Genomic DNA, 25,442 nt, shown 5'->3' on the forward strand with positions numbered 1-25,442 from the left:
GGCGGGACCCCGGCCGGCCGGTCCGGAGCCGGTGGGAGCTACTGCACGGCGTAGTCCGGCAGCAGCTTGCCGAACTGCTTGGCCGCGTCGTCCAGTCCGCCCTGGACGGTGGCCTTGCCCTGGAGGATCTTGATGTAGTCCTGCTGGAGCGGCGTGAACAGGCTGCCGACCTGCGGGAGCGCGACCCGCGGCCGGGCGGTGTCCAGGATCGGCTTGAACCCGGCGATCTGCGGGCTCTTCAGCACGGCCGCGGAGTACGCGGAGGTGCGGGTGGGCAGCGTGCCGTTCTTCACCGCGATCTGCTCCTGGCTGGCGGTCGACGTCATGAACTGCGTGAACAGGTAGGCCGCGGAGAGGTTCTTCGAGCCCTGGTACACCGCCAGGTCCTGCCCGCCGGTCGGGGCGAGCGGCTTGCCGGTGGAGCCGGCCGGCACCGGCGCGTACCCGAGGTTGCCGCTGTTCGCGCCCTTGAACGCCGAACCGGTCAGGTCGTCGCCCACCGACCACGGACCCTGGATCAGCATGGCGACCTTGCCGGTCTTGAACGAGGTCTGCATGTTGTCGTACGCGTTGGCGAAGTCGATCTTCAGCGAGGAGGTGTCGTAGATCTTCTTCGCCTCGGTGACGGCCTTCACCGCCTCCGGCGAGTTGACGGTGACCTTCTTCGCGGCCGGGTCGGCCAGGTCGGCGCCCTCACCGAAGAGGAAGGGCAGCAGGAAGTACGAGTCGGGGTTCATGTAGGTGCCGGTGACCCCGGTCTTCGCCTTGATCTTCGCCGCGTCCGCGACCATCTCGTCCCAGCTGGTCGGCGCGGCGGTGATGCCCGCCTGGGCGAAGATCTTCTTGTTGTAGAGCAGCCCGAGCGTGTCCGTCACCGACGGCACGGCGTACGACTTGCCGTCGTACTTGGTGGTGTTGAGCGGCCCGGCGACGAAGTCGCTCGTGTCGGTGAGCGCCGCGGTGCCGTCCAGCGGCGCGATGTAGTGCAGCGAGGCGTACTCGGGGATGAGCCCGACGTCGGTCCTGATCACGTCGGGCGCGCCCTTGCCGCTCTGCGCCGCGGTCTTGAACTTCGTCTCCACGGTGGTGAAGTCCACGTTCTGGTAGTTCACCTTGATCTTGGGGTACTTCGCCTCGAAGGCGGCGATCAGCGCCTTGTACGCGGGTGCCTCGACCTTCGCGTCGGAGGTGTCCCAGTACGTGACCGTGCCCGACACCTGGGCGGGGTCCTTCGCCTTGCCGCTGTCCTGCGTGCCGCCACTGCCGCCGCCGCAGGCGGTGGCACCGAGGACGATGGCCGCGGCCATCGCCACGACGGATATGCCGCGTCGCATACCTGACTCCTTGATGAGGGACGTGCCCGTTCACACCGATCCGGCGCCCGCCGGCCGCACCCGCGAGCCGGCGTCCGCTCGGGCTGGGCAGGACCGTAACAGCGGTGCAACACTTTGCGAAAGAGGCTGCAAGAAACTTTCTGCAAGCCCCCGAACGGCCGCCCCGGCGTGGACCAGCGGCGCGGCGCCTCCCGGAGTGCCGGCGCCGCCGGCTGTCCGAAAACGCTTACGGGTCGTTGCTGCAAGCCGGTCGCCGGAGCGGGCGCGGCGTGCCCGGTTCGGACCGGTCTCGGATGAAACGATCCGTCAGTTCTCACAACTTCCGCACAGGTCCCCCACGTTGGATCCACCACCTGCACGGAACGCGCGCGAAGTGAGCCGCGTCACCCATGCCCCGAGAGGGGGAACCTTTGGGGCATCTTGCGCGTCCATGTACCCATGAGCACCCCGCACCCCGAGATCCGTCACGCCTCGATCGAGGATCTGGACGACATCTGTGGAGTTCACGCCCGGGCCCGCGCCACGTACTACGCCGGCCACCTGCCGAGCGAGGAGTACAGCGGGCCGGCCGAGCTGGAGCGGCAGCGGGCGGGGACCGCGGAGGCGATCATCTCCCGCGAGCGCACCGTGCTGTGCGCGACACGGCAGGACCACATCGTCGGGTTCGCTGTGCTGGGTGCCCGGTTCGACGGCGACGAGCTCTTCCACTTCCACATCGACCCCGAGGTGTGGCGCACCGGCACCGGCACCGCGCTGCACGAGGCGTGCGTCGCCACCTGGCAGTCCGCCAAGATCGGCCTCGTCCGGCTGGAGGTGTTCGCCCCCAACGCCCGCGCCCGTGCCTTCTACGCCGGCAAGGGCTGGGAGGAGGACGGGCGCGAGGGCGACCACGTGCTGATGAAGCTGCTGGTGCCGCAGCACCCGGTCGTGAAGGCGGCCTGGAGCCAGCCAGCCGACGTCGCGCACCCGGGCGGGTCCCCGGCGGGCGGCTAGTCCCCGCCGAGCGGTGCCAGCGCCTTGCCGTTGTCGAGGCGGCCGGTGAGGGTCGCGCGGGTGCCGCGCGGGGCCGGGGTGGCCAGGAACGCGCCGTCGGCGGTCGCGTCGACGCCGTTGGTCGCCTTGATGGACGCGGTGTCGCGGCTGCCGGCCGCCAGCAGGTACCACCGGTCCGCCGGTGACTTCCACATCACGCCGGCCATCACGTGCTGGTCGAACCGGCTGCACGCGTTCCCGTCGGCCTGCTGGCCGGCCAGCGTGCCGGGCGCGTCGCTCTTCGCGGCGGGCGGCACGAACTGCACCAGCGCGATCCCCGGGCCCCGCCAGGTGTCCGCGCGGTCGCACGTCCACGACGCCTGCCCGGCGCCCTCGGGCAACTCGGTGTCCGCGAACTCCCAGTCGTTGACCGACCGCACGCCCTGACCGCGCAGCTCGGACAGCCGGCACGCGCTGTGCGCCCAGCTCACCAGCGCCTTCGGCCCGGTCGCCTCCACCGGCGGCTCCGACTCGCCCACCGCCGGCGGCGGGGTGTACGTGAGGTGCACCGGCGCCAGGTCCCCGAGGTCGGTGAGCAGGAACGAGTGCTTCTCCGCGATCGCGGTGGACGACCGCAGCTGCATCACCGGCCACGTCGAGCCGCACGCCGCCGCGCCGGTCGCGCCCGCGGGCGCGTCGGCCCCCGGCATCGGCACCGGGTCGGTCACCCCGTCGGACGAGCGGTGCAGGTCGACCGCGGTCTGGTCGGGCTTGAACAGGTCCCGGGTCCCGGTCTGCGCCACCCACGGCGCGATCAGGAAGCGGGCGTTGCCGTTCACCCGGTCCACCAGCACCGCGGCCGCCGTGGTCAGGTCGGCGTTCTCCGCCTGCGCGAAGTCCAGCGCGGCCCGCCCGGAACCGGTCTTTGGCTGGGCGTAGCGCACCACCCGCAGGCCGTCGTAGAAGATCACCACGGTCGCGCCGTCCTCGTCGCCGGCGAACAGGAGTTGCGGCGGCTGGGTGGGCGCGGTCCTCGCGGTGCCCGGGGTGGAGCTGACGTCCACGGACGGACCCGGGTGGGCCCACACCGACAGCGCCCGGCCGAGCAGGGCGGAGTCCTTCGCACGGTTGCCGCGCGCGGGCCAGGCCGAGTAGTCCAGCCGGGCGGTGGCCTTCCACTGCGTGGCCGGCACCCGGACCAGCGCCTCCGGATCGAGCGTGCGCGGGTCGGCCGCGGGCGCGCCGGAGGCGGCGTACCGGGGCGAGGACGACCCGTTGCCGGCCACCGTGAACACCAGTGCGCCCACGGCGAGCGCCGCCGCGGCCGTCATGCCGACCCGGCCCCGGCGGCGGCGCCGCAGCAGGTCGGTGGGGCGCAGTTGCAGCGTGCAGGCGTCGAACTCGCCGGAGGCCAGCAGCCGCCGGCCCGCGGCGGGACCCGCCGTCACCCCCGCCGACCGTCCCCGCGCCCCGCCCGCCCCCGTGAAGCCGGGGTCCGCGCCGGCGTCCGGGCCGAAGTCCGTGCCCGCGTCGATGCCCGCGCCGGTCACGATGCCGGTCACCACGCCGGGCGTCGCGCCCGCCGCCCCGATCCCGTAGCTACCCGCACCCGTACCACCGTCACCCGCCCTGGCCTGCACGGGGATGCGCACCCCCGCCGCCGCCCGGACCGCCTCGCGCGGGTCGCGGACGCCGGCCGCCTCGAGCACCCCGCGGGTGTCCGGCTCACCCAGGCTCTCCGCGGACATCAGCGCGTACGCCGCCCGGGCCGGGGCCGGCAGCGCCGCCAGCGCGCGGTACAGCGCCAACTCGCCGTCGCCGCCCGCCTGCGGGTGCACCCGCAGCCCCACCACGCGCGGCATCCGCGCCGCGTCCAGCGCCGACCGCAGCCGCCCCTGGGCGCCGAACTCCAGCGCCCCGCGCAGCACCCGCACCCGCAGTACCCCGTACGCCCCGTCCTGCCGCGCGGGCGTGGGCGACGTCGGCAGCGCGAGCTGCACCAGCCGGTGCGCGGCCACCGCCCGGCGGTGCTTGCCGAGGCCGGCCGGCAATGTCACGTAGGCCAGCCGCACCAGCCGCGGGTAGTGCTCGATCAGCGCCGCCTCGGCCTGTGCCACCGACACGGTGGCGTTCGACCGGCGGGTGGATGCGGACGTCCCGGATGCCTGCTGCGTCTTCACGCAGTGTCGAACGAGCCGTTGATGCGATGGTCACCCGGGGGTGTCACTCGAAAGCGTGATCCGGGCGGGGAACGCGGAAGGTGCCCCTGCCGGTTCGGTAGGGGCACCCTCGAAGGGCGGCGGCGCCGGGCCGCGGCGGTGCGGGCCGGTGTCAGACCAGGCCGGCCTTCTCCAGCGCGCTCCCGCAGGTGTCGACGATCAGCCGCGTGACGACGTACGGGTCGATGTTCGCGTTCGGGCGGCGGTCCTCGATGTAGCCCTTCTGGTCCACCTCGACCTGCCACGGGATCCGCACGGACGCGCCGCGGTTGGAGACGCCGTAGCTGTACTCGTTCCACGGGGCGGTCTCGTGGGCACCGGTGAGGCGGTGCTCGACGCCGGGACCGTAGTTCTTGATGTGCTCCAGCGGCTTGTCGTCGCGGCCGAGCGACTCGGCGGCCTCGATGATCGCGTCGTAGCTCTCGCGCATCTTCTTGGTGGAGAAGTTGGTGTGCGCGCCCGCGCCGTTCCAGTCGCCCTTGGCCGGCTTGGGGTCGAGGGTGGCGGAGACGCCGAAGTCCTCGGCCGTGCGGTAGAGCAGCCAGCGCGCGACCCACAGGTGGTCGGAGACGTCCAGCGGGCTGAGCGGGCCGACCTGGAACTCCCACTGGCCCGGCATCACCTCGGCGTTGATGCCGGAGATGCCCAGGCCCGCGTCGAGGCAGTTGTCGAGGTGCTTCTCGACCACGGGGCGGCCGAAGATCTCGTCGGCGCCGACACCGCAGTAGTAGCCGCCCTGCGGCGCCGGGAAGCCGTTCTCCGGGAAGCCGAGCGGCCGCGAGCCGCTGAAGAACGTGTACTCCTGCTCGATGCCGAACAGCGACTCCTGGTCGGCGAACTTCTCGGCGACCTCGCGCAGCGCGGCGCGGGTGTTCGACTCGTGCGGGGTGCCGTCGATGTTGAAGACCTCGCACAGCACGAGCTTGTTCTCGCCGCCGCGGATCGGGTCGGCGAAGCTGGCGACCGGCTTGAGTACGCGGTCCGAGGCGTGGCCCTCGGCCTGGTTGGTGCTGGAGCCGTCGAAGCCCCAGATCGGCAGCTCGGCGCCGTCGGCGAGGATCCGCGTCTTGGAGCGGAGCTTGGCCGTCGGCGCGGTGCCGTCTATCCAGATGTACTCAGCCTTGTAGGTCACGGTGACGCCATCCTTATTACGAACGTGAGCGCGGGTGCGGCACCGAGCCGCGCTGATCGGGCCTGAAGCGCAGCGTCCCAACCACGTTTTTCCCATCCGTTGCCCCCGCGTTAACCACGTGTGAACTGCCTGCCGTGACCAGCGGGAATCCCTCATCAGCCCCATCCACCCCACGCCCCTCCGCGGCCGTACCCGCAGGCCCGGAGGCTGCGCCGCAGGTGGGTGCGGCGCGGGTGCTCCGGACCCGGCGGGCTAGGCTCGGTGCATGCCATCCGGGGATCGTTCCGCCGCCTGTGACCGTTCGCCGTCCGCCGAGGACGCCCGCGTGTACGCCGGGGCGGTGCGCGCATGAGCCTGCGGGTCGGACTGCTGGGCACGGGCCCCTGGGCGTGGAAGGCGCACGCCCCCGCGCTGGCCGCCCATCCGGACGTGGAACTCGCCGGGGTCTGGGGCCGCCGGGCCGACGCGGCCGCCCGGCTCGCGGACGAGTTCGGCGGCCGACCCTACGGCGACCCGGATGCGCTGATCGAGGACGTGGACGCGGTGGCGATCGCCCTGCCGCCCGCCCTCCAGGCGGAGTGGGCCGCGAAGGCGGCCCGGGCCGGACGGCACCTGCTGCTGGACAAACCGCTCGCGGCGACCGTCGAGGCCGCGCGGGAGGTGGTCGCCGCCGTGGAGGCCACCGGGGTGCGCTCGGTGGTGTTCTTCACGCTGCGCTTCGACGCGGGCGCGTCGGCGTGGATCGCGCAACAGGCCGCCGCCGGGGAGTGGTTCACCGGCCGCGCCGACTGGTACGGCGCGGTGTTCAGCGGCGACACGAGCCCGTACGCGGACTCGCCCTGGCGCCGCGAGAAGGGCGGGCTGTGGGACGTCGGCCCGCACGCCCTGTCCGTGCTGCTGCCGGTGCTCGGCGACGCCACCGAGGTGCACGCCGCCCGCGGCCAAGGCGACCTGGTGCACCTGACGCTGCGGCACGCCTCCGGGGCGTCGAGCACCTCCGTTCTCACCCTGACCGCGCCGCCGGCCGGCGCCGGCGTGGCGATCGAGTTCCGCGGCGCGCCCGGGATCGCGACCTTCCCCGACGGCGTCAGCGGTCCGGCGACCGACGCGATGGCGCGGGCGATCGACGCTCTGGTGGCGGGTGAACCGCACCCGTGCGACGCCCGGTTCGGGCTGCGGGTCACCGAGATCCTGGCGGCCGCGGAGGAAGCGCTGCGCTGAGCCGCGGCCGCGGTGGTCCCCCCCGGATGCACAAGAGGGGCGCACCCGGGCGAAAAGGATCACGTTCAGGGGGTGTTCACCCCCTTCCGGCCGCTCTGGGCGGTGTCTATCGTCGAAGGATGGACGCTGCGGATTGGTGGTCGATCGAGGTCATGGACGCCGAGCACGCGGAGATGTCGGCCGCGTCGTGGCGGGACGCGTACGCGCAGGTGCTCACCGAGTCGCTGGTGACCAACGGCGCGGCCCTGTGGAAGTGGTACGAGCACAGCTGGGGCGTGGTGCTCGAAGTCGCCTTCGTCGAGGAGGACGCCTGGCTGGCCTGGCGCGCGCTGCCCGGCACGCAGGCCGCCCTCGACGCGGTGCCCGACCCGCTGAGCGGGTTGCTGGTGCACCGGGGGCACGGCGGGGCGTCGGGCAGTTACGTACCGCGGGTGCCGGGGATGCCGCCGGTCGCCGACCGGGTGGCGTTGCCCGAACCGCTGTAGCCGCCCGCGGGGTTTCAGGCCGGGCCGGGCCGTTCTCGGCGCGCCGGGTGCTCAGGCCGGCCCGTTCCATCCCCAGCGCGGCGTCGGGCCGGGGTCGCCCAGTTCCGCGCCCGGCTGCGACACCGACTTCGCGATGCGCGTCCCCCACTCGACGTACTCCGCGAACCGCTGCTGCAGCAACGCGTCCTCCGGCAGCTCCTTCGCGGCCGTCGCGAGCAGCAACTCCGCCCAGCGGGCGCGCTGTTCCTCGGTGATCGCCAGGCCCGCGTGGTGGCTGAGCAGTCCGTGGTGGCCGCCGAGCCGCTTGGTGTACTCCGCCGGACCGCCGAACACCTCCGTCAGCCACACCACCACGTGCTCGACGTGCGTGGGCGTGAAGTGCGCGAAGACCGGGGCGAGCAGGGGGTCCTGGAGCACCTGCCCGTAGAAGGAGTCGATCAGGCGGTGCAGGGCGTCGGCACCGCCGAGGGCGTCGTAGAAGCTCGGCTGCTCGGGCATGCCCCCAGCCTCGTCCCGGGACCGCCGGGCAGGGGAGCGGTTTCGCCGCGAGCACACCAAACGGAGCAACGCGTTCCGGAGGGCGCCGAAGGGGCGCGCGGCGCCCGGAATGCGCGGCCGCCGGGAGTAGGTTGACGGATCATGAAGGCCATCGTGTACACCAGCAGCGGCGGAGCCGACGTCCTCACCCTCACCGACCGGCCGGTGCCCGAACCGGCGGCCGGCGAGGTACGGGTGAAGGTCGAGGTCTCCGGCGTGAACCCGACGGACTGGAAGGCGCGGCAGAACGCGCAGCCGGATCGGCCGCAGGTGCCGAACCAGGACGGCTCCGGCGTGATCGACGCGGTGGGCGCGGGCGTGCCGGCCGAACGGGTCGGCGAGCGCGTGTGGCTGTGGGAGTCCGCGTACCAGCGGCCCGACGGCACCGCGCAGGAGTTCACCACGGTGCCGGCCCGCCAGGCGGTACGGCTCCCGGACCACGCGTCGTTCGACCTCGGCGCGAGCGTCGGGGTGCCCGCGCTCACCGCCCACCGCGCGCTGACCGTCGCCGACGACGGCCCGCGGCGACTGGCGCCCGGCACGCTCGACGGGCGTACGGTCCTGGTCGCCGGCGGCGCCGGCGCGGTCGGCAACGCCGCGATCCAGCTGGCCCGTTGGGCCGGCGCCACCGTCATCACCACGGTCAGCGGCCCGGAGAAGGCCGCGCTGGCCACCGCGGCCGGCGCGCACCACGTCGTCAACTACCGGGAGCAGGACGCGGCGGCGGAGATCCTCCGGATCGCGCCCGACGGCGTGCACGTCGTGGTGGAGGTCGCCCCGGACCACAACGCCACCCTGGACGCGGCCGTCGTCGCCAACAACGCGGTGGTCGCGTTCTACGCCGACGACGGCCACGACTTCGCCGCGCCGGTCCGCCGCTCGATGACCGTGAACCTGCGCTGGCAGGGCCTGCTGCTCTACACGATGCCGACCGCTGCGAAGGACGACGCGGTGGCCGCGGTCTCCGCGGCCCTCGCCGACGGGGCGCTGCGGGCCGGGCCGGAGGCGGGGCTGCCCTTCCACCGCTTCCCCCTGGAGCGGACCGGCGCGGCGCACGAGGCGGTGCGGAACGGGGCGGTCGGCAAGGTGCTGATCGATGTGGCCTCGGCGTAGGGGTCCTGCCGTATCGCCGTATTTCCTTGCCGTGGAACGGTGTTGCCGTGGTGCCGGGCGCGGGATGGGCACGCCCCAAGGCGGGGGTCAGGCGGCGGAGAGCCGCTGCCTGACCTCGGGGGCGTCCAGGGACAGGGCGCCCAGCAGGTCCGCGGCCGGGTCGGGGTGCCGGGACGTGAGCAGGGCGAGCAGCAGATGGCGCGGCTCGATCCGCCGCCCCTTGCCATCGCGTTCGGCGAACCGCTTGGACTCCCCGACCGCCGAGCGCGCCGCCGAGTTGAGCGGGAGCCGCCGGCTTCCGCGGCTGGGCGGCGCGGCCAGCGGCATGTCCAGGTGGACGCCGATCGCGCCGAGCGCGTCGCGGTCCATCGCGTCGAGCGCGGACCTGCCCTGGTCCAGGCTCACCCCGAGGGCGCGCGCGGGCGGCGCGTCCGGGTCGTGCAGCAGCGCGAGCAGCAGGTGGTCGGTGCCGATCCTGCGGTCGCCGCGCCGCTCGGCCTCGGTGCGGGCTCGTTCGATCACCGGTTTGAGCCGCGGAGCCGCGGCAGCTTCTGCCGACATGGCCGCCTCACTTTCCGTATTTGGCGTGCACGGACTGGCGGGACACCCCGAGGGCGTCCCCGATCTGCTCCCACGACCACCCCTGCCGCCGGGCCAGCGCCACATGCGTCGCCTCGACCTGCTCGGCGAGCCGGTGCAGGGCGCCGACCGCGCGCAGGCCGACGGCGGGGTCGTCCGAGTCGATGACCTCGGTCAGGTTCATGTTCGTCAGTTTAGATTGACGCCGAATGAGTGTCAATACAGACTGACATGGCTGGTGCGGCGGACATGGCTGGCGCGGCGGACGTGGCGGACACGGCTGACGTGTGGGGGTTCGCGGCCGGGTCCGGCCCGCACAATGGCGGGGTGGCACCGACCTCCCGCTCTCCCCGCACCTCCCGCGTTCCCGGCGCGGCCGTCACGCTCGGCGTCGTCGGCCACCACCTGCCGGGCCGTACCTGCGCCGCGGCGCCGGGATTCCCCGGATACGACGGCATCCACGTCGGCGTCCAGCGCCGCGCCCGGCCGGCCGAACTCCTCGGGCTCACCCCGGGCGACGCCCCCACCGCGCGCTGGGAACTGGAGTGCACGGCCCGCCCGGGCGCCGACGGGCTGCCGGAGCTGACCGGGCCGTACGTCCAGGGGCGGCCCGGCGACCGCTTCGTATACCTCTGCTGGGGCACCCTCGCGCCCGACGGCGCCTTCACCATGTTCCGCCGGGCGAAGCTCCTGCTGGCCGCGGTCGAGCCGGACGTCCTCGACGCGGCTGTCCGCGGCGGGCACCTCACCGCCCGGCTCGGCCTGACCGACGCGAAGGGCGGGCCGCTGTGCGCGCGGGTCGTGCCCCCGGCCGTGGAATGGTCGGCGACGTAACTGCGGAGCCGGGGCGCCGCATCGGGGAGGAGGGCCGGGGGAGCGGCGGCCTCCTCCCCGGGTCCGGGCGGGAGCCGGGAACCTATGCCGCGCCGACGTACGCCTGCGCGGCCGTACGGGCGACGGACTCGACCTGGTCGATGCCGCCCTGCTCGGTGCGCTGGCCGGACGACAGCACGCTCACCAGCAACCGGTGTCCCTCGTACGTCACTTCGCCGATGCTGTTGATGTCCCACCGGGCGGTCGCCGTGCGTTCCAGCCAGCCGTTCTTCAGCGCGTAGCCGGAGCCGTCGGAATCGGCCGCGGACACGCCCCAGCGCTCGCCGTCGACCACGGACCGCATCAGCCCGGTGAGGTACGCGCGGGAGGACGACGACAGGGGCGAGTCGCTGTCGAACACCGCCCGCAGCAAGGCGATCTGGTCGCTCGCGCTGGTCTGGGTCAGCCCCCAGAGGTCGCCGTCCCCGCCCACCGTGTGGTGCAGCCCGAACGACTTGTTGGCGGCGGCCAGCCCCGCGCCCCGGCCGATCGTGTGCCACAGGTCGAGCGCCGCGTCGTTGTCGCTCTGCTCGATCATCGCGGTGGCCAGGTTCTGCTGCCCCGCGGTCAGGTGGGTGCCCGCGTGCTGGTCCTGGAGCAGCAGCGTCGCGAGGATGTCCACCTTGACGATGCTGGCGGTGTCGTACGAGGTGTCGCTGTCGCTGTCGTACGTCGCGGTGGCGCCGCCGTCGGCGTCGACGACCGCGACCGACAGGTCACCGCTGATGCCGAGGGCGCGGACCGCCGAAGTCACGGCGGCGTCGGGCGAGGTCGACGTGCTGGCCGCGGGCGAGGCGCCGGCCGGCGTCGTGTCCGTGACGGGCGCGGGTGTCGTGGTGGCGCCCGCGCTCGGGGTGCTCGTCGTGCGCGTGGGCTGCGGCGCGGTCGACTTCGGCGCGGAGGTGTCGGCGGTCGGGCTGCTCTCGGAGCCGGCCTTCGCGGACGGGGACTGCACGATCGTGGCCAGCGTGAGGACGGCCATCGCGGCCAGCGCAGTCACGGAGATGAGCAGGGGGCGCGACCAGGCGCGTGCGTTGCCGCGGGCGGGATCGGCCTCGGGGGGTTCGGGTTCCGGGTCCGGGGTGCCGAGGTGCAGGGCGGGGGCGGATGCGGATGCGTCTTCGGGTTCGAGCGCGGGATCGGCTTCGGGCTCGGGCTCGGTCGCCGGGTCAGGCGCGGCCTCGGAGTCGTGGGCGGTCTCGGGCTCGGGGTCTGCTTCGGGCGCGGCCCCCTCCGGCTCGGACGCCGTGCGGAACTCCGGAACGGCGCCGGGTTCCTCGCCCGCGTCCGGTATCCCGGTCCCGTCCTCCTGGTCGGCGGTCCCCTCGGCGTCAGCGGTGGCAGCGGCGTCGTCCCGGGCCGTCGCCTTGTCCTGCGTCGCTTTGTCCTGCGTCGCATTCGTACCGTCGCCGTGCACGTCGGCCATGGCCGTCCACCCCCCGCCCTCGCCGTCCGCCGACGGTCTGCGCTGTTCCATGCCACCGACCGTAGGAAGGGAATCTGGGGTTCCCCTGAGAGACGGGTGGCAATCGTCTGAGACGCGTCCGTCGGAGGCGTCCGTGGAAGTCGGTCGAGGCTATGCAGGATGTGTTGTGGCCGGATGAACCCGCCATGACGATCGTCACATCGACTCCGGGACGTGCGACCTCCCGTCCTACGCCACTCGCCGCGCGGCGTCCAGACCCCGGACCGTACGGGTGTGCGTACGCGGATGGTTGCGGCCGGTTCGGTGCGGCCGCGGCCGGCCGGGTGCGGTCGCGTCAGTCGGTCCCGTCGCCGAGCGACACCAGCAGGGTCCGCAAGGTGCCGGCGAGGGCGTCGCGCTCGTCCGTGCCGAGCGCCGCGAGCAGGCGGTGCTCGTTCGCCACGTGGTCCGGCAGCGCCTCGTCGATCACGGCCCGGCCGTGCTCGGTGAGCCGGACGTGCACCACGCGGGCGTCGGCGTCGCTGCGGCTGCGGCTCACCAGTCCGGCCGCCTCCAGCCGGTCCAGGCGCTGGCTGACCGCGCCCGAGGTGACCATCGCGGCCTGCATGAGCTGCGCCGGGGTCAGCAGGTGCGGCGGATCGCTGCGGCGCAGCGTGGCCAGCACGTCGAAGGAGGCGGCGTCGAGGTCGTGCTCGGCGAACACCCGGCGCAGTTCCGCCTCCAGCAGCCGGCTCAGCCGCTTCAGCCGGCCGATCACGGCCATGGGGGAGACGTCGAGGTCCGGGCGCCGCCGGGACCACTGGTCGAGCACCAGGTCGACGTGGTCGCCCGTCCCCGCGGCCCGACCGCCGCCCTGCTCCGTCTGCGTCATGGAAACAGAGTAGCCAATCTCTTAGTGCTGAGATACTTTCTCTTAGTGCTAAGAAATCGGGCAGGCGTCGTCCTGCCGGCCGCGCTCGCCCCCAGCGTGTGGGGGACCACCTACTACGTCACCACCGAGTACCTGCCGCCGGACCGGCCGCTGCTGGCCGGGGTGCTGCGCGCGCTGCCCGCCGGGCTCCTGCTGGTCGCCGTCGGCCGCCGGCTGCCGCACGGCGTGTGGTGGTGGCGGTCCCTCGTCCTCGGCGCGCTGAACATCGGCGCCTTCTTCGCGCTGCTGTTCGTCGCGGCGTACCGCCTGCCCGGCGGGGTCGCGGCCACGATCGGGGCGCTGCAGCCGCTGCTGGTCGCGGTGCTCTCGGCGGGCCTGCTCGGGGACCGGCTGACCGCGCGCACCGTGCTGACCGGCCTGGCCGGGGTGCTGGGGGTCAGCCTGCTGGTGCTCCGGTCCGGTGCGCGCCTCGACGCGCTCGGGGTCGCCGCCGCGCTGGGCAGCGCGGTGGTCATGGCCGTGGGCGTCGTGCTCAGCAAGCGCTGGCCGGCCCCCGCGCCCTGCTCGCCACCACGGGGTGGCAACTCGTCTCCGGCGGCCTCCTGTTGCTCCCGGTGTCGTTGCTGGTCGAGGGCCTGCCGCCGGCCACGCTGAGCACGCGGAACATGCTCGGTTACGGCTACCTGACGCTGGTGGGTGCCGCGCTCGCGTACGCGCTGTGGTTCCGCGGCATCCGCGAACTCCCGCCGACCAACGTGACGTTCCTCGTCCTGCTCAGCCCCGTGGTCGCCACGGCGGTCGGATGGCTGGCGCTGGGGCAGGAGTTGACCGCCATGCAGGTCGCGGGCGGCGTTCTGATCCTCGGCGCGCTGGTCGCCGCCCAACTGAAGCCCGCGGTGGAGCCGTTGACCGCTCCACCACCGTTGACCGGACGGCCGTCCGGCACCTGACGCGGCCCCAACCCCACCTCATCCCCACTGTGTTGTGAAGGATCTGAAGGAGCAGTCATGCGTATCACCGTCTTCGGGGCCGCCGGAGCGGCCGGCCGCCGGATCGCCGCCGAGGCACTTTCGCGCGGCCACGAGGTCACCGGCGTGGTGCGGTCGGAGGAGCGCTTCTCCGCACTCCCCGAGGGTGTGCACGCCCGGGTCGGCGACGCGCTGTCCCCGGTCTCCGCAACGGAGTTGCTGCACACGCAGGATCTCGCCGTCGCGGCCACCCGGCCGCCGTACGGCAAGGAGGACGAACTCGTCCTCGCCGCCGAGGTGCTGCTCGGCGCGGCAGCCGCGACCGGGGTGCGGCTGCTGCTGGTCGGCGGCGCCGGAACCCTGGGCGTCCCGTCGGGCGGCACCGTCGCCGAGGCGCCGGACTTCCCCGCGGAATGGGCGCCGATAGCGCGCGCGTGCGCCCTCCAACTCGAGGCGTGCCGGGCCTCGTCCGGCGCGGACTGGACCTGCCTCAGCCCTGCCGCGCTGCTCGAACCGGGCGAGCGCACCGGTCACTTCCGGCTGGGCGGCGACGAGTTGGTGGTCGACGGGGACGGCGTCTCGGCCCTGTCGTACGAGGACCTGGCGGTGGCCCTCCTGGACGAGGCGGAGCGCCCGCGGCACCGGGGGCGGCGGTTCACCGCCGGGTACTGAGTCGGTGTCCGACGGGCGGCCCGGGCGGGTTCGCCCGGGCTGGCCCTGGTTCGTCGAACCCCGGGGCCGGGGACGCCGGTTGCCATGTCCGCTCGGGGTTCGCCTGGTCCGAGTCCGCCCCGGCCGCCGTGCGCTGTGTGCGGCTCACCCGGGCGGGCCCGTACGGTCGTTCCGCTCGTCACGACCCGGCGCGGTCGCACAAGGCGTGGTCCGTGAGGGCCTCCACCGCGCGGTTCACCTTGTCCTCGTCGATCAGCGCCGTGGTGGTCGTGATCGAGACGGTCACCGCGCGGCGGCCGTCCGCGGACACGGCCGGGCGGGTGTAGACGCCGAGGCCGTCGCCCTCGTGCATGTCGTCCGTCCCCCCGCAGGTCAGCGGCAGGACCCGCAACCCGAGACCGTAACCGCCCTGGGTGCCCGCGGGTGGCACGGGCAGGTCGTCGTAGGGGACCGTGGTCCGCATCTCGGCCAGCTGGGCGGCGGAGAGCAACCTGCCGCCGGCCAGGGCGCGGAAGAAGGTGTCGAGGTCGGCGGGCGTGCTGACGACGCCGGAGTCGGCGGTGTGCTGGAGACTCTGCTCGGTGAGGTCGAGGGGGTTGCCGTCCGGCCCGGTGACCGTGACCCGCTCGTGCGGGCCGACGAGGTACGGGTTCGCGCCCGGGATGTACGTGTGGCGCAGGCCGAGCGGGGCGATCACGCGGTGCTCGACCATTTCCTGCCAGCTCTGCCCGCCGCTCGCCTTCTCGGCGATCATCGCGGCCAGCAGGTAGTTCGTGTTCGAGTAGGCCCACCGGCCGCTGCCGGGCGTGAAGACCGGCGGGTGGCTCATCGCCACGGCGACGAGCTGCTCGGGCGGCGTGTCGTCGAAACGGTTCTCGTCGAAGTGGTTGAGGAGGCGGTCCTGGACGGCCGGGTCCTGGATGTAGTCGTAGATGCCGCTGGTCTGCTGGAGCAGGTCGCGTACGGTGACGCGGCGGCCGTCGTTGCCGTTTCCGCCGACCACTCCGGGCAGCCAGTGGTCGACGGTGTCGTCCAGCGACAGCCGGTGCTCGGCGACGAGTTGGAGGACCACGACCGCGGTGAAGGTCTTGCTGGTGCTGGCCGTCCGGAACTCCGGGTCCCACGGCACGGGCGCCTTCGACCCGAGCCCGGCGGTCCCGTAGCGGGCGCGCAGCGGGCCGTCGCCCTGGCGGTCCACCCGGGCCACCACGTTGACGTCCCCGCCGCCGGCCGCCCGGACCGCCGCGAGGTCCTTGCGCAGGTCCGCCGTCGAGTAGCCGCCCGCCGCGGCCTTCCCACCGGTCCGGTCCGCGCCGCCGCCCGCATAGGCGCCGGCCGGCACCGCGGCGAGCGCCGATGCCGCCAGCACCACCGCGATCGCCCCCACGACCGCCCGCTTGCCCGTCCTCGCGACCCGCATCGCACATCCCCCTTGCTCTCCGCCTCGTGTCGCCCGCGTGCTTGCGGACACGAGCGAGTCAACCGGTCCGGCGGCGCCCGGGCGATGCGGGTGCCACCCGAAGGGGGGTGGGGGGATCCCCCGGGAACAGGGTCGGGCCGGCCGTCCCGCCCGGCCCGACCGGGAGAGCCGGCCGTCCTCCGGGCCGGAACTTCGGGGTGAGGACGACCAGTTGACGGCATCGCGATGCGGTCGCTCACCCGGTGCGGTCAGGAACGTCGGTGCCGCCGGGAACGTGTGCCCAGTCGGGAACCAGGGGGCAGCCGCTCGTCCACGCAGGTGAGCGCGAGGGTGGCGGGGCGCGCCGTGCCGCAGGCCCCACCGGGGGCGAAGGTGACCCTGCCGGTGCCGGAGTTGGGGCGGCCGGGCGGGGAACGGGACCTGCGTGCCGTACCCCGGGATCGTCACCCCCCGACCGTGATCGGCAGGGAGCCGAACGCCGCGGCCCCGTGGATCGTCGACCCGCCGGTGGAGCCGGGTCGCGCCCGATCAGTGCGCTGCTCGGCACCGCCTGCCGGCCGCTGCCGAGCGTTCGCGGGCAGACTGGAGGGGTGCCCGTTGTCTCGCTGCGCCCGCTGACCCGCGCCGACTTCCCGTTGCTGCGGGAGTGGCTGGAGCAGCCGCATGTGCGGCAGTGGTGGCGGGAACCCGAACCCACCGGCGCGGCTGTCGAGGCGGAGTACGGCCCCGTGGTCGACGGACGCGACCCGACCCTGTGCGCGGTGATCCTCGCCGACGGCCAACCTGTGGGACTGATCCAGGGCTACCGGCACGCCGACAGCCCCGACTGGGACCGCGCGGTCGGCATCCCGCACGCCGCCGGCCTCGACTACCTGGTCGGACCGCCCGAGCGCCGCGGCCAGGGCATCGCGCCCACCGCGATCGCCGCCTTCGCCGACCTCCTGCTGCACAGCTTCCCTGACGTCTCCGTCGTCGTCTCCGCCCCTCAACTCGCCAACGACGCCTCCTGTCGCGCCCTCCAGAAGGCCGGCTTCACCCACGTGCGCACCACCGTCCTCGACTCCCCGGACCCCTCCGACGCCGGCCCGAGCGCCCTCTACACCTACGCGCCCGGGCCCAAGAGGTCCGGCGGGCCCGGGCGAGCCCGCCCCGACCGCCCTCAACCCGGCCTCGACCATGCCTCCCACAGGGACGCGTAGGTCCCCCCGGCCGCCCGCAGCGACTGGTGGGAACCCCGCTCGGTCACCCGCCCCTCCTCCATGACGAGGATGGTGTCGGCGCCGGCGGTCTGGGACAACCGGTGGGCGACCAGCAGGGCGCCGCGCCCCCGCAGGACCGTGGTGGCCGCGGTGTCGAGCAACCGGGCCGAGTCGCTGCCGCCCTCCGCGGTGGCCTCGTCGAGCACGACCACGTCCGGGTCGAGCAGGAACAGCCGTGCCAGCGCGAGGTGCTGGGCCCGGCCGGGGGCGAGGTGGTGGCCGCCGGCGCCTATCAGGGTGTCGACGCCGTCGGGCAGCGCCTCGACCCAGCCGGTCGCGCCGACCGCGTCCAGGGCGGCGGCGACCTGCGCGTCGGTCGCCTCGGGCCGGGCCAGCCGTATGTTGGCGGCGACGCTGCCCGCGAAGAGGTGGGTCTCCTGGGTGACGAGTGCGACGGTGCCGTGCAGTGCGGCGGGGGAGACGTCCGCGAGCGGCACGCCGTCGAGCGTGGCGGTGCCGCGGCGGGGTGCGCGCAGCCCGGCCAGCAGCGTGGCGACCGTGGACTTGCCGGAACCGGTGGTGCCCACCACCGCCACGTGCTGTCCCGCGGCGATCCGAAGGCTGACGTCGTGCACGACGTCGGGGCCGTCGCCGTAGCCGAAGTCCGCGCGGTCGAGGGCGAGTACGGGCTGCCGGGCGGTCCGCGGAGCCGCTTCCGGGCTCCCCGCGGGCGCGGGTACGGGCGCGGATGCGGGTGTCGCGTCGAGGACCCCGATCAGGCGGGCCAGCCCGGCCGCGGCCTGCTGCACGCTGTCGAAGGCGCCGAGCACCGCGTTGATCGGGTCGAAGAGCCCGACGAAGAACAGCGCCGCCGTGGTCGCCGCACCGACGCTCGCGCTGCCCGACCGCACCAGGACGGAGGCGACGAGCAGGATCGCGCCGAGGCCGACGAACTCCGCGACGTTGAGCCGCCCGAAGAAGCGGGTGGCGGTGCGGGTGGCCTCGAACTCGTACCCGGCGGCGGCGAGCGAGGCGTCCTGCACGCGGGCGTACTGGCGGCCGCCGAGCCGCAGCGCGCGCACGGTCGGCAGCGCGGCGAAGGCGCCGAGGAGGGCGGAGGTGCGGTGGCCCTCGGCGGTGCGCCCCGCGGCATAGACCGGGCGGGAGGCCCGCAGGTACCAGCGCAGCGTGTACGCCTGGAGAGGCACCGCGAGCAGTCCGGCGAGCGCGAACCGCCAGTCCAGGGAGGCGAGTCCGACCAGGGTGGCCAGGATCGCGAGGGCCGCGGACACGAAGCCGGCGAGGCCGCCCTGCGCGGCTTCCGTGACGCGCTCCACGTCGCCGGAGACCCGCGAGACCAGGTCGCCGCTGCCGCCCGCCTCCACCGTGTCGACCGGCAGGGCGAGGGCGGAGCCGACCACGTCCTCGCGCAGCCGCGCCACTTCGGGGAGCACGACGCGGGCGAGCAGGACGTTCGACGCCCAGGTGGCGGGTGCGCCGAGGACCGCGGCGGCGGCGAGCAGGGCGACCGGGCCGATCACCGCGGACGTGCCGCGCCCGTCGACGATCGCCTGTGTCACCCAGCCGATGGCGATCGGCCCGACCAGGCCGAGGGCGCTCTCGGCGACCATCACGGCCGTGGTCGCGGCGAGCAGCAGCCGGCGGGGCCGCAGCGCGGTGCGCAGGTGCGCCCGGGTGCGGCGGCCGTCGGCGACCGGGAGCAGCCGCCGGGTGGCGGGCGAAGCGGCGGCGGATTCCGTGGGGTTCATCGGGTCAGCAACTCGCGGTAGGCGGCGTTGTCCCGCATCAACCCGGCATGGGTGCCGCTGTCCGTGATGAGCAGGGTGAGCCGGGAATGCTCGGTCCCGCCGTCCGCGCCGGAGCCGTCGGCGTCCCCAGCCTCCCGGTGCACCGGATCGCCGTTCGCCGCACGTCCGTTCGCCGCGGCTCCCTGTGTCGGGGCTCCCGGCGACGCGGCCTCGTATGCCGCGGCCCCGTGCAGGAAGAACACCCGGTCGCACCGGGACAGCAGGGCCGGACTGGTGGTGACCAGCAAGGAGGTCAGACCCTCCTGGGCCCGCACCTGGCGCAGCCGCCCGGCGATCCGGTCCTCGGTGGCGGCGTCCACCGCCGTCGTCGGGTCGTGCAGCACGAGGACGGGCGGGGTCGCGGCGACGGCCCGGGCCAGGGCGACGCGCTGCCGCTGCCCGCCCGACAGGCTCTCCCCGCGGTCGCCCACGGTGGCGTCCGCGCCGCCGGGCACCGTGTCGATCACCTGATCCGCGAACGCCGCCCACGTGCCCTGCTCTGCGGCCTTGGCGTCGGGCGCGAGCAGCGCGATGTTCTCCGCGAGGGTGCCCGGGAAGAGCACGGCGTCATGCGGCGACACCAGCACCCGGGCCCTCAGCCGCTCCAACGGCACCTCGCCCACCGCCTTTCCCCCGACCTCGACCCGTCCGGCCGCGGGCTCGCTCTCCCGCACCAGCAGCTCCGGAATCCGCCCGGCCAACCCGGGCGCATCGACCACCACCCCCGTCAACTCCCCGCACTCGGCGACGAACGACACCCCCGAGAACCCGTCCACCTCGACCCCCGCCACCTCGACCCGGGCACCCCGACCCTCCTCGAACCCGCCCGGGCGAAGCCCGTCCCGCACCTCCTCCCGCGTCCCCGTCACTTCGAGCACCCGCCCCGCGGACGCCACCGCCCGCGCATACGCCGCGCTCGCCCCCGACACCACCTGCATCGGTCCCACCACGAATCGTGCCAATCCCAGAGCCGCCACAAACTCCCCCAAACCGATTCGACCCGAAAGTGTGAGCCACCCGCCCACTCCCGCGATCACCGTCAAGTACACCCCGGTGAAGGCCGTTCCGACCGCCGACAGCAGCGACTGCGAGGACATCGCCCGCAGTGACGCCCCCAACGCGGCCTGGCTGGCCGTGCGGTAGTCCGCCGCGGCGGTCCGCTCCGCCCGGATCCCCTTGAGCACGCGCATCCCGCGGACCAGGTCCTCCGCGAGCACCGCGGCCTTCCCCGCCTCGTGCTGCTCCGCCCCGCTGTGCCGCCGCAGCCGCCGCGCGACCCGGTCCTGCACGACCAGCAGCAGCGCCGTGCCGAGCAGGATCACCGCCCCCAGCAGGAGTGAGAAGCCCAGCAGCAGCGCCGTCGCGACCGCGAGCACCGCCACCGCCGCCACCGTCTGCGCGACGACCCCGGCGAAGGCGCCGACCCGGCCCGCGTCGCTGGCCGCGCGGGTGAGCAGGTCGCCGGGCGCCAGGCGTATGCCGCCGGCGGGGCGCAGCACCCGCTCGGTCACCCACATGCGCACCACGTGCCCGGTGTGCTGCTTCGCCCGCATGCTGGCCCGGGCGCCGTAGCGGTACGACAGCGACAGCAGCACGAAGTCCGCGGCCAGCACGCTGAGCCACCAGGCGATCGCCCACCGTCCCCCGCCCGCGATCGCCTCGCTCACCGTCGCGCCGACCAGGACCGGCACCATCGACTCGCCGAGCTGGTGCGAGCTGTAGAGCGCCGACGCCGCGACCAGGTCCTTCCGCTGCGCCCGCAGCGCGCCCCACAGCAGCGCCCGGGGGGAGTGCCGGCCGGCTTCGGGCGGCGGGGGCGGCGGTGCCGCGGGGGAGGCGGTGGCGGGCCGCGGGGGGAGCGGGAGGGCGTCAAGGGTCACCAACCGACCCTAAAGCGGCCGGCCGGCGGCGTGGGCGCGCCCTGGGGTCACGTCATAGCGCTCACCGGCCATCGGCGTACCAGGCCCGGATCCCGGCGGCCGAAAATTGGTTCCCGCCAGCTCTTGAAAATGAAAACCAAAGTCGTATAGTAGAGGACATGGCGAACAACGAACTGCGTCCCGTCGTCAAGCTCCGGTCCACCGCGGGCACCGGTTACACCTACGTGACCCGCAAGAACCGCCGGAACGACCCCGACCGCCTGACCCTGCGCAAGTACGACCCCGCCGCGGGCCGGCATGTCGACTTCCGAGAGGAGCGCTGACCATGAAGTCCACGATCCATCCCGCCTACGGGCCCGTCGTCTTCCGCGACCGCGCCACGGGCGACGCTTTCCTGACCCGTTCCACCCTCACGACCGACCGCACCACCGAGTGGACGGACGGCCGTACCTACCCGGTGCTCGACGTGGAGATCTCCTCGGCGAGCCACCCGTTCTACACGGGCACCCAGCGCGTCCTGGACACCACCGGCCGCGTCGAGCGATTCCGCCGCCGCTACGGCTCGGCGGACGCCGCCGCCCGCTGAGGTGCCGGCCGGAATCCCGCGGGGACACCGTCCCGCGGGAAGCCGGCCCGCTCCACCCTCGCGCCGCGACGCCTTCAGACGTCGCGGCGCCGGACCACCACTACGGCCACGACCGCCGACGCGACCGCCCATGCGGCCAGCGCCAGCCACGAACCGTGCACCGAGGCCGGGTACTTCCCCCACGAGATCGGCGCCGCCGGGTTGGAGACCAGGCGGCTTTCCGCGTTGCCCGGAAGCGTGTTGCCGATCCGCCGCAGCAGCTCGTAGCGGTCGCCCCCGAAGAGCAGCGGCACCAGGAACAGCAGCGTCACCACGGCGACGATCGACGCGGCGGCGAAACGGAAGACCGCCCCCGTCGCCATGCCGACCAGCGCGCACACCGGCGCGATCAGCGCGTAGGCGGCGACACAGCGCGCGCAGCCGGGATCGGTGATCGACAGGCCGACGTGCCGCGAGACCAGCATCGCGTTGCCGCCGAAGAACGACGCCGTGGCCACCACCGCCCCCAGCGCCGTGGTGAGCGCGGTCACCACCAGCACCTTCGCCCGTGCCACCGCCCCCCGGTCGGGCACGGCCGCGAACGTCGTACGGACCAGCCCGGTCGCGTACTCCCCGAAGACGCTGATCGCGCCGACCGCCCCCGCGGCGAGCATCAGGAGGTCCGCGGAGATCTGGTTCAGCCCGTGGAAGATCGGGTCGTACGCCCCCGCCCGGTGTCCGGTACCCGTGCGCGCCGCGCGGTCGATGTACACGAAGTCGGAGTGCACCGCGTTCAGATTGACGCCGATGGTGACCAGCACGGTCAGGGCAAGCACCCAGGGCGTCGAGCGCAGTGACCACAGTTTGATCCACTCGGCGGCCACGAGGTCGGCGAACCGCGGCCGGGGTTCGTCCGCCGCCAGGAGCGGCCGGGCGCCCGCGGCAGGTGTCTGCGTGCTCACAGGGCCCCACCCCTTCCGTCGCCGGCCGCGTACTCGACGCTGCCGGCGGTCAGTTCCAGGAAGGCGTCCTCCAGTGACGACGCCTTGGTGGTGAGTTGGTGCAGCGCGAGACCGTGCCGCAGGGCGAGCTCGCCGATGCGCCGGGCGGGCAGCCCGGACACCTCGACGGCTTCCTCCGACAGCGGCCGCACGCTCGCGCCCTCCCCGGTCAGCAGGGCGGCCAGCGCCGCCGGGTCAGCTGCGTGCACCGTGACCACCGAGCCGCCGCGCGCCGCCCGGGACAGGTCCGCCAACTGCTCGTCGGCGAGCAGCCGGCCGCGCCCGATCACCAGGACCTGCTCGGCACTCTGCTCGATCTCGCTCATCATGTGGCTGGAGAACAGCACGGTGCGCCCCTCGGCGGCGAGCCGGCGGAAGAGCCCCCGCACCCACAACACGCCCTCCATGTCCAGGCCGTTGAGGGGCTCGTCGAACAGCAGCACCCCGGGGTCGCCGAGCAGGGCCGCCGCGATGCCGAGCCGCTGCCGCATGCCCAGCGAGAAGCCGCCTATGCGTCGACCCGCGGCCTTGGCGAGCCCCACCTCCTCCAGGACGTCGGCCACTCTGGTGCGCGGGATGCGGTTGCCGCGGGCCAGCGCCGACAGGTGCGCGGCCGCGGTGCGCCCGCCGTGCACGTCCTGGGCATCGAGCAGCGCCCCCACGTGCCGCAGCCCGCGCCGCCGTTCCGCGAAGGGCACCCCGTCGACCGTGACCGTCCCGCTGCTGGGGGCGGTCAGGCCCAGGATCATCCGCAACGTGGTGGACTTCCCGGCGCCGTTGGGGCCGAGGAAACCGGTGACCCGTCCCGGGCGCACGCTGAAGGACAGGTCGTCGACGGCGACCGTGTCCCCGTAACGCTTCGTCACATGCCTGGCTTCGATCATGCCTTCACGGTGCCGTCGTCGCGGCCCCGCCCGCATCGGGCCACGGGCGGCATCCCCGGCCGCCCCCGCCCACCCCCGGGACTACACCCGCGGGCCAATGTGCCGCGCCGCCCCCGGCACCTACGATCGGCGCATGACCGCCGCATCCCGTACGCCGGTGCGTACGCCTCCGCTCAAGCGTCTGCCGCTGGGCGTGTGGGTGGCCGCCTTCTGGCTGACGGTCATCCTGGTGCGCGGGTGCCAGCGGCCGAACGAGCCGGCGCACCTGATCCGGATGGACGGCAACATGGAGGACGGCTCACTGCTCGTCACCGCCCTCGCCACCACCCTGGTCGCGCTGCTGGTCTTCCGCTTCCCCCTGCCGGCCCTGGTGGTCGCCCTCCTGGGGTCCTACGCCGCCACCGGCACGGGGGTGTTCGAGACGCCCGTCGCGCTCTTCCTGCTCGCCTGCGTCGTGGTCGGCTACATCACCGCGACGCGCTCGCGCCGCATGTCGCTCGTCGGCGCCGCCGTCACCTGCGCCGTCGTCCTGGTCAGCCAGAGCGTGAACTCCAGCCGGGCCGCTCTGGTCGCCATCACCGTGGTCGCCTGGCTCGTGGGCAACACCGCCCGGCAGAGCCGCAGGCACAGCGAGGCGCTGCGTGTCCGCGCCACCCAGCAGGCGGTCACCGAGGAGCGGTTGCGGATCGCCCGCGAACTGCACGACATGGTCGCCCACAGCATCGGCATCATCGCCATCCAGGCCGGCGTCGGGCGCCGCGTCATGGAGACCCAGCCCGCCGAGACCCGCAAGGCGCTGGACGCCATCGAGACCACCAGCCGCGAGACCCTCGCCGGCCTGCGCCGCCTGCTCGGTGCGCTGCGCCGGACCGACACCGACACCGACACCGGCAAGGGCACCGGCCCGGCCGCCGGCACCGCCGACCCGCCGCTGGATCCGGCACCGGGCCTCGCCGACCTGGGCCGCCTCGTCGCCACCACCCACGAGGTGGGCGTACGCGTCGAGGTCCGCTGGAAGGGGCAGCGTCGCCCCCTGCCGTCCGACATCGACCTGTCGGCGTTCCGCGTCGTCCAGGAGGCGGTCACCAACGTGGTGCGGCACTCGGGCAGCCGCGACTGCTCGGTCACCGTCGATCACCGCGAGGACGCCCTGCTGCTGGAGGTGGTCGACCTCGGCTGCGGCGGCGACCCGGCCGGTGCCGGTGCCGGCTACGGCATCGTGGGGATGCGCGAGCGGGTCGGCCTGCTGCACGGCGAGTTCAGCGCGGGGCCGCGCCCCGACGGCGGTTTCCGGGTGGCGGCACGGCTCCCGCTGCCGGCGGGCGACCAGGCCGTGGGGAGGGTCGCCAGGGAGGCAGCCCGTGGCGCGGCGACGGTCCGGGACTCGAAGCCGGGTCGGGATCCGGCGCAGCCCGGCGGTGCGACGGCAACGCCGAGACCCGACGCTTTCCGGCCATCTGACGGCTCGCCCGGGAAGGAGCCGCCCGCGGCCCGCGCAGCCGCCGCCTCGGCATCGGAATCCTCCGCGTCCGCCGACGCCAACGCCCCTGCCCGGAGCCGCGGATGATCCGCGTCGTCCTCACCGACGACCAGCCTCTGATCCGGACCGGACTGCGGGTGCTGATCGCCGACACCCCGGACATCGAGGTCGTCGGAGAGGCGGGAGACGGCGCCGAGGCGGTGGCGCAGGCCGCCGAACTGCGCCCGGACGTCACGGTGATGGACATCCGCATGCCCGGCATGGACGGCCTCGAGGCCACCCGCCGGATCACCGGCACGCCCGGTGGCGGGACGCGCGTGCTCGTCCTGACGACCTTCGACGACGACGCGTACGTGTACGCGGCCTTGCGGGGCGGAGCGAGCGGATTCCTGCTCAAGGACATGCCGTTGGAGACCATCCTCGACGGCATCCGCGTGGTCGCGGCCGGGGACGCGCTGATCGCGCCGACCGTCACCCGGCGGTTGATCGAGGAGTTCGCGCGGCAGCCGCCCGGCGCGGCCGCGCCCCGCCCGAGCACCGGGCCGGCCCGGGACGCCCGGCTCCGCGTGGTCACCGAACGCGAGCGCGAGGTGCTGGCGCTGGTCGGGCGCGGCATGTCCAACACGGAGATCGCCGAGGCGCTGTGCATCAGCGTGGCGACCGCCAAGTCCCACGTGGCCCGCCTGTTCGCGAAACTCGCCGCGCGCGACCGGGTCCATCTGGTAATCATCGCGTACGAGACCGGGCTGGTCGGCTGAATATCGGACTTCTCGCCCGGGCTGTGGATAACTTTGCGCTCGGAG

26 protein-coding genes are annotated in these 25,442 nt (G+C 74.2%); 13 read left to right on the forward strand and 13 right to left on the reverse strand.

Annotated features, from left to right (window positions below):
- Positions 1-38 precede the first annotated feature (38 nt).
- Positions 39-1,334: an extracellular solute-binding protein gene (locus C4U44_RS02010; RefSeq protein ID WP_103883797.1), complete on the reverse strand. Its 1,296-nt coding sequence runs from the start codon at positions 1,332-1,334 to the stop codon at positions 39-41.
- Positions 1,335-1,772: 438 nt separating this feature from the next.
- Here C4U44_RS02010 and C4U44_RS02015 point away from each other — a divergent pair, with 438 nt between their 5' ends.
- On the forward strand, positions 1,773-2,327 hold the full coding sequence (locus C4U44_RS02015) for a GNAT family N-acetyltransferase (protein WP_103883798.1): 555 nt from the start codon (positions 1,773-1,775) through the stop codon (positions 2,325-2,327).
- Here C4U44_RS02015 and C4U44_RS02020 read toward each other — a convergent pair.
- Entirely contained in the window at positions 2,324-4,486 is a 2,163-nt protein-coding gene (locus C4U44_RS02020) for a hypothetical protein (RefSeq protein WP_103883799.1), read from the reverse strand. The genes C4U44_RS02015 and C4U44_RS02020 overlap by 4 nt on opposite strands.
- 151 nt (positions 4,487-4,637) lie before the next feature.
- On the reverse strand, positions 4,638-5,657 hold the full coding sequence (glnII, locus tag C4U44_RS02025) for a glutamine synthetase (protein ID WP_103883800.1): 1,020 nt from the start codon (positions 5,655-5,657) through the stop codon (positions 4,638-4,640).
- A gap of 354 nt (positions 5,658-6,011) precedes the next feature.
- Between glnII and C4U44_RS02030 the strand changes: the two genes are divergently transcribed.
- Both C4U44_RS02030 and C4U44_RS02035 read left to right on the forward strand, forming a co-directional pair.
- Complete coding sequence (locus C4U44_RS02030) at positions 6,012-6,878, forward strand: Gfo/Idh/MocA family protein (protein ID WP_103884159.1); 867 nt, start codon at positions 6,012-6,014, stop codon at positions 6,876-6,878.
- 119 nt (positions 6,879-6,997) lie between these two features.
- Positions 6,998-7,363 (forward strand): hypothetical protein, encoded by a 366-nt coding sequence (locus C4U44_RS02035; protein ID WP_103883801.1) that lies wholly within the window; start codon positions 6,998-7,000, stop codon positions 7,361-7,363.
- Positions 7,364-7,414: 51 nt separating this feature from the next.
- Here the strand turns inward: C4U44_RS02035 and C4U44_RS02040 are convergent, their stop codons facing one another.
- Positions 7,415-7,861, reverse strand: a complete 447-nt coding sequence (locus C4U44_RS02040) for a group II truncated hemoglobin (protein WP_103883802.1) — start codon at positions 7,859-7,861, stop codon at positions 7,415-7,417.
- Positions 7,862-8,002: 141 nt separating this feature from the next.
- Here C4U44_RS02040 and C4U44_RS02045 point away from each other — a divergent pair, with 141 nt between their 5' ends.
- The gene (locus C4U44_RS02045) at positions 8,003-9,013 is read left to right on the forward strand and encodes an NADPH:quinone reductase (RefSeq protein ID WP_103883803.1); all 1,011 of its coding nucleotides are present in this window, start codon (positions 8,003-8,005) and stop codon (positions 9,011-9,013) included.
- Between the two features lie 87 nt (positions 9,014-9,100).
- Here the strand turns inward: C4U44_RS02045 and C4U44_RS02050 are convergent, their stop codons facing one another.
- Together C4U44_RS02050 and C4U44_RS02055 are read right to left on the reverse strand one after the other, a co-directional pair.
- Positions 9,101-9,574, reverse strand: coding sequence for a Clp protease N-terminal domain-containing protein (locus C4U44_RS02050; RefSeq protein WP_103883804.1), 474 nt, complete (start codon positions 9,572-9,574; stop codon positions 9,101-9,103).
- A gap of 7 nt (positions 9,575-9,581) precedes the next feature.
- Positions 9,582-9,776 (reverse strand): helix-turn-helix domain-containing protein, encoded by a 195-nt coding sequence (locus C4U44_RS02055; RefSeq protein ID WP_103883805.1) that lies wholly within the window; start codon positions 9,774-9,776, stop codon positions 9,582-9,584.
- Positions 9,777-9,919: 143 nt separating this feature from the next.
- Here C4U44_RS02055 and C4U44_RS02060 point away from each other — a divergent pair, with 143 nt between their 5' ends.
- Positions 9,920-10,426 (forward strand): DUF5990 family protein, encoded by a 507-nt coding sequence (locus C4U44_RS02060; protein ID WP_265737303.1) that lies wholly within the window; start codon positions 9,920-9,922, stop codon positions 10,424-10,426.
- Positions 10,427-10,508: 82 nt separating this feature from the next.
- On the opposite strand, the gene C4U44_RS02065 is transcribed toward C4U44_RS02060, so the two are convergent.
- Together C4U44_RS02065 and C4U44_RS02070 are read right to left on the reverse strand one after the other, a co-directional pair.
- Positions 10,509-11,942 carry a serine hydrolase gene (locus tag C4U44_RS02065; protein ID WP_146088184.1) on the reverse strand — a complete coding sequence of 478 codons (1,434 nt, stop codon included), beginning with the start codon at positions 11,940-11,942 and terminating at the stop codon, positions 10,509-10,511.
- 283 nt (positions 11,943-12,225) lie between these two features.
- Positions 12,226-12,762, reverse strand: coding sequence for a MarR family winged helix-turn-helix transcriptional regulator (locus C4U44_RS02070; RefSeq protein WP_103883807.1), 537 nt, complete (start codon positions 12,760-12,762; stop codon positions 12,226-12,228).
- A 45-nt stretch (positions 12,763-12,807) separates the two neighbouring features.
- Here C4U44_RS02070 and C4U44_RS02075 point away from each other — a divergent pair, with 45 nt between their 5' ends.
- Genes C4U44_RS02075 through C4U44_RS02080 form a run of 3 tightly spaced genes read left to right on the forward strand, consistent with a single transcriptional unit; the run spans position 12,808 to position 14,402 of the window.
- A complete protein-coding gene (locus C4U44_RS02075; protein WP_322973532.1) occupies positions 12,808-13,416 on the forward strand; it encodes an EamA family transporter in 609 nt (202 codons plus the stop codon).
- A complete protein-coding gene (locus C4U44_RS43405; protein WP_322973533.1) occupies positions 13,377-13,712 on the forward strand; it encodes an EamA family transporter in 336 nt (111 codons plus the stop codon). Before C4U44_RS02075 ends, C4U44_RS43405 begins: the two co-directional genes overlap by 40 nt.
- A 57-nt stretch (positions 13,713-13,769) precedes the next feature.
- A complete protein-coding gene (locus tag C4U44_RS02080; protein WP_103883808.1) occupies positions 13,770-14,402 on the forward strand; it encodes an NAD(P)-dependent oxidoreductase in 633 nt (210 codons plus the stop codon).
- 178 nt (positions 14,403-14,580) lie between these two features.
- Here C4U44_RS02080 and C4U44_RS02085 read toward each other — a convergent pair whose 3' ends face one another.
- A complete protein-coding gene (locus C4U44_RS02085; protein ID WP_103883809.1) occupies positions 14,581-15,822 on the reverse strand; it encodes a serine hydrolase domain-containing protein in 1,242 nt (413 codons plus the stop codon).
- Positions 15,823-16,412: 590 nt separating this feature from the next.
- On the opposite strand from C4U44_RS02085, the gene C4U44_RS43175 reads away from it, so the two are divergent.
- Complete coding sequence (locus C4U44_RS43175; RefSeq protein WP_103883810.1) at positions 16,413-17,021, forward strand: GNAT family N-acetyltransferase; 609 nt, start codon at positions 16,413-16,415, stop codon at positions 17,019-17,021.
- Here the strand turns inward: C4U44_RS43175 and C4U44_RS02095 are convergent.
- Positions 16,982-18,790: an ABC transporter ATP-binding protein gene (locus tag C4U44_RS02095; RefSeq protein ID WP_103883811.1), complete on the reverse strand. Its 1,809-nt coding sequence runs from the start codon at positions 18,788-18,790 to the stop codon at positions 16,982-16,984. The genes C4U44_RS43175 and C4U44_RS02095 overlap by 40 nt on opposite strands.
- Positions 18,787-20,709, reverse strand: a complete 1,923-nt coding sequence (locus tag C4U44_RS02100) for an ATP-binding cassette domain-containing protein (protein WP_103883812.1) — start codon at positions 20,707-20,709, stop codon at positions 18,787-18,789. The genes C4U44_RS02095 and C4U44_RS02100 overlap by 4 nt, the downstream gene beginning before the upstream one ends.
- A gap of 158 nt (positions 20,710-20,867) precedes the next feature.
- Between C4U44_RS02100 and rpmG the strand changes: the two genes are divergently transcribed.
- Entirely contained in the window at positions 20,868-21,032 is a 165-nt protein-coding gene (gene rpmG, locus C4U44_RS02105) for a 50S ribosomal protein L33 (protein WP_103883813.1), read from the forward strand.
- A gap of 2 nt (positions 21,033-21,034) precedes the next feature.
- Positions 21,035-21,295, forward strand: a complete 261-nt coding sequence (locus C4U44_RS02110; protein ID WP_103883814.1) for a type B 50S ribosomal protein L31 — start codon at positions 21,035-21,037, stop codon at positions 21,293-21,295.
- Positions 21,296-21,369: 74 nt separating this feature from the next.
- Here C4U44_RS02110 and C4U44_RS02115 read toward each other — a convergent pair whose 3' ends face one another.
- Both C4U44_RS02115 and C4U44_RS02120 read right to left on the reverse strand, forming a co-directional pair.
- Entirely contained in the window at positions 21,370-22,236 is an 867-nt protein-coding gene (locus tag C4U44_RS02115) for an ABC transporter permease (protein ID WP_103883815.1), read from the reverse strand.
- Entirely contained in the window at positions 22,233-23,159 is a 927-nt protein-coding gene (locus C4U44_RS02120) for an ABC transporter ATP-binding protein (protein WP_103883816.1), read from the reverse strand. The genes C4U44_RS02115 and C4U44_RS02120 overlap by 4 nt, the downstream gene beginning before the upstream one ends.
- Positions 23,160-23,292: 133 nt before the next feature.
- Here C4U44_RS02120 and C4U44_RS02125 point away from each other — a divergent pair, with 133 nt between their 5' ends.
- Positions 23,293-24,726, forward strand: a complete 1,434-nt coding sequence (locus tag C4U44_RS02125) for a sensor histidine kinase (protein ID WP_103884161.1) — start codon at positions 23,293-23,295, stop codon at positions 24,724-24,726.
- Positions 24,723-25,397, forward strand: coding sequence for a response regulator (locus C4U44_RS02130; protein WP_103883817.1), 675 nt, complete (start codon positions 24,723-24,725; stop codon positions 25,395-25,397). Before C4U44_RS02125 ends, C4U44_RS02130 begins: the two co-directional genes overlap by 4 nt.
- Positions 25,398-25,442 lie beyond the last annotated feature (45 nt).

The sequence above is a fragment of the Actinacidiphila yanglinensis genome (assembly GCF_900107965.1).
Lineage (GTDB): Bacteria > Actinomycetota > Actinomycetes > Streptomycetales > Streptomycetaceae > Actinacidiphila > Actinacidiphila yanglinensis.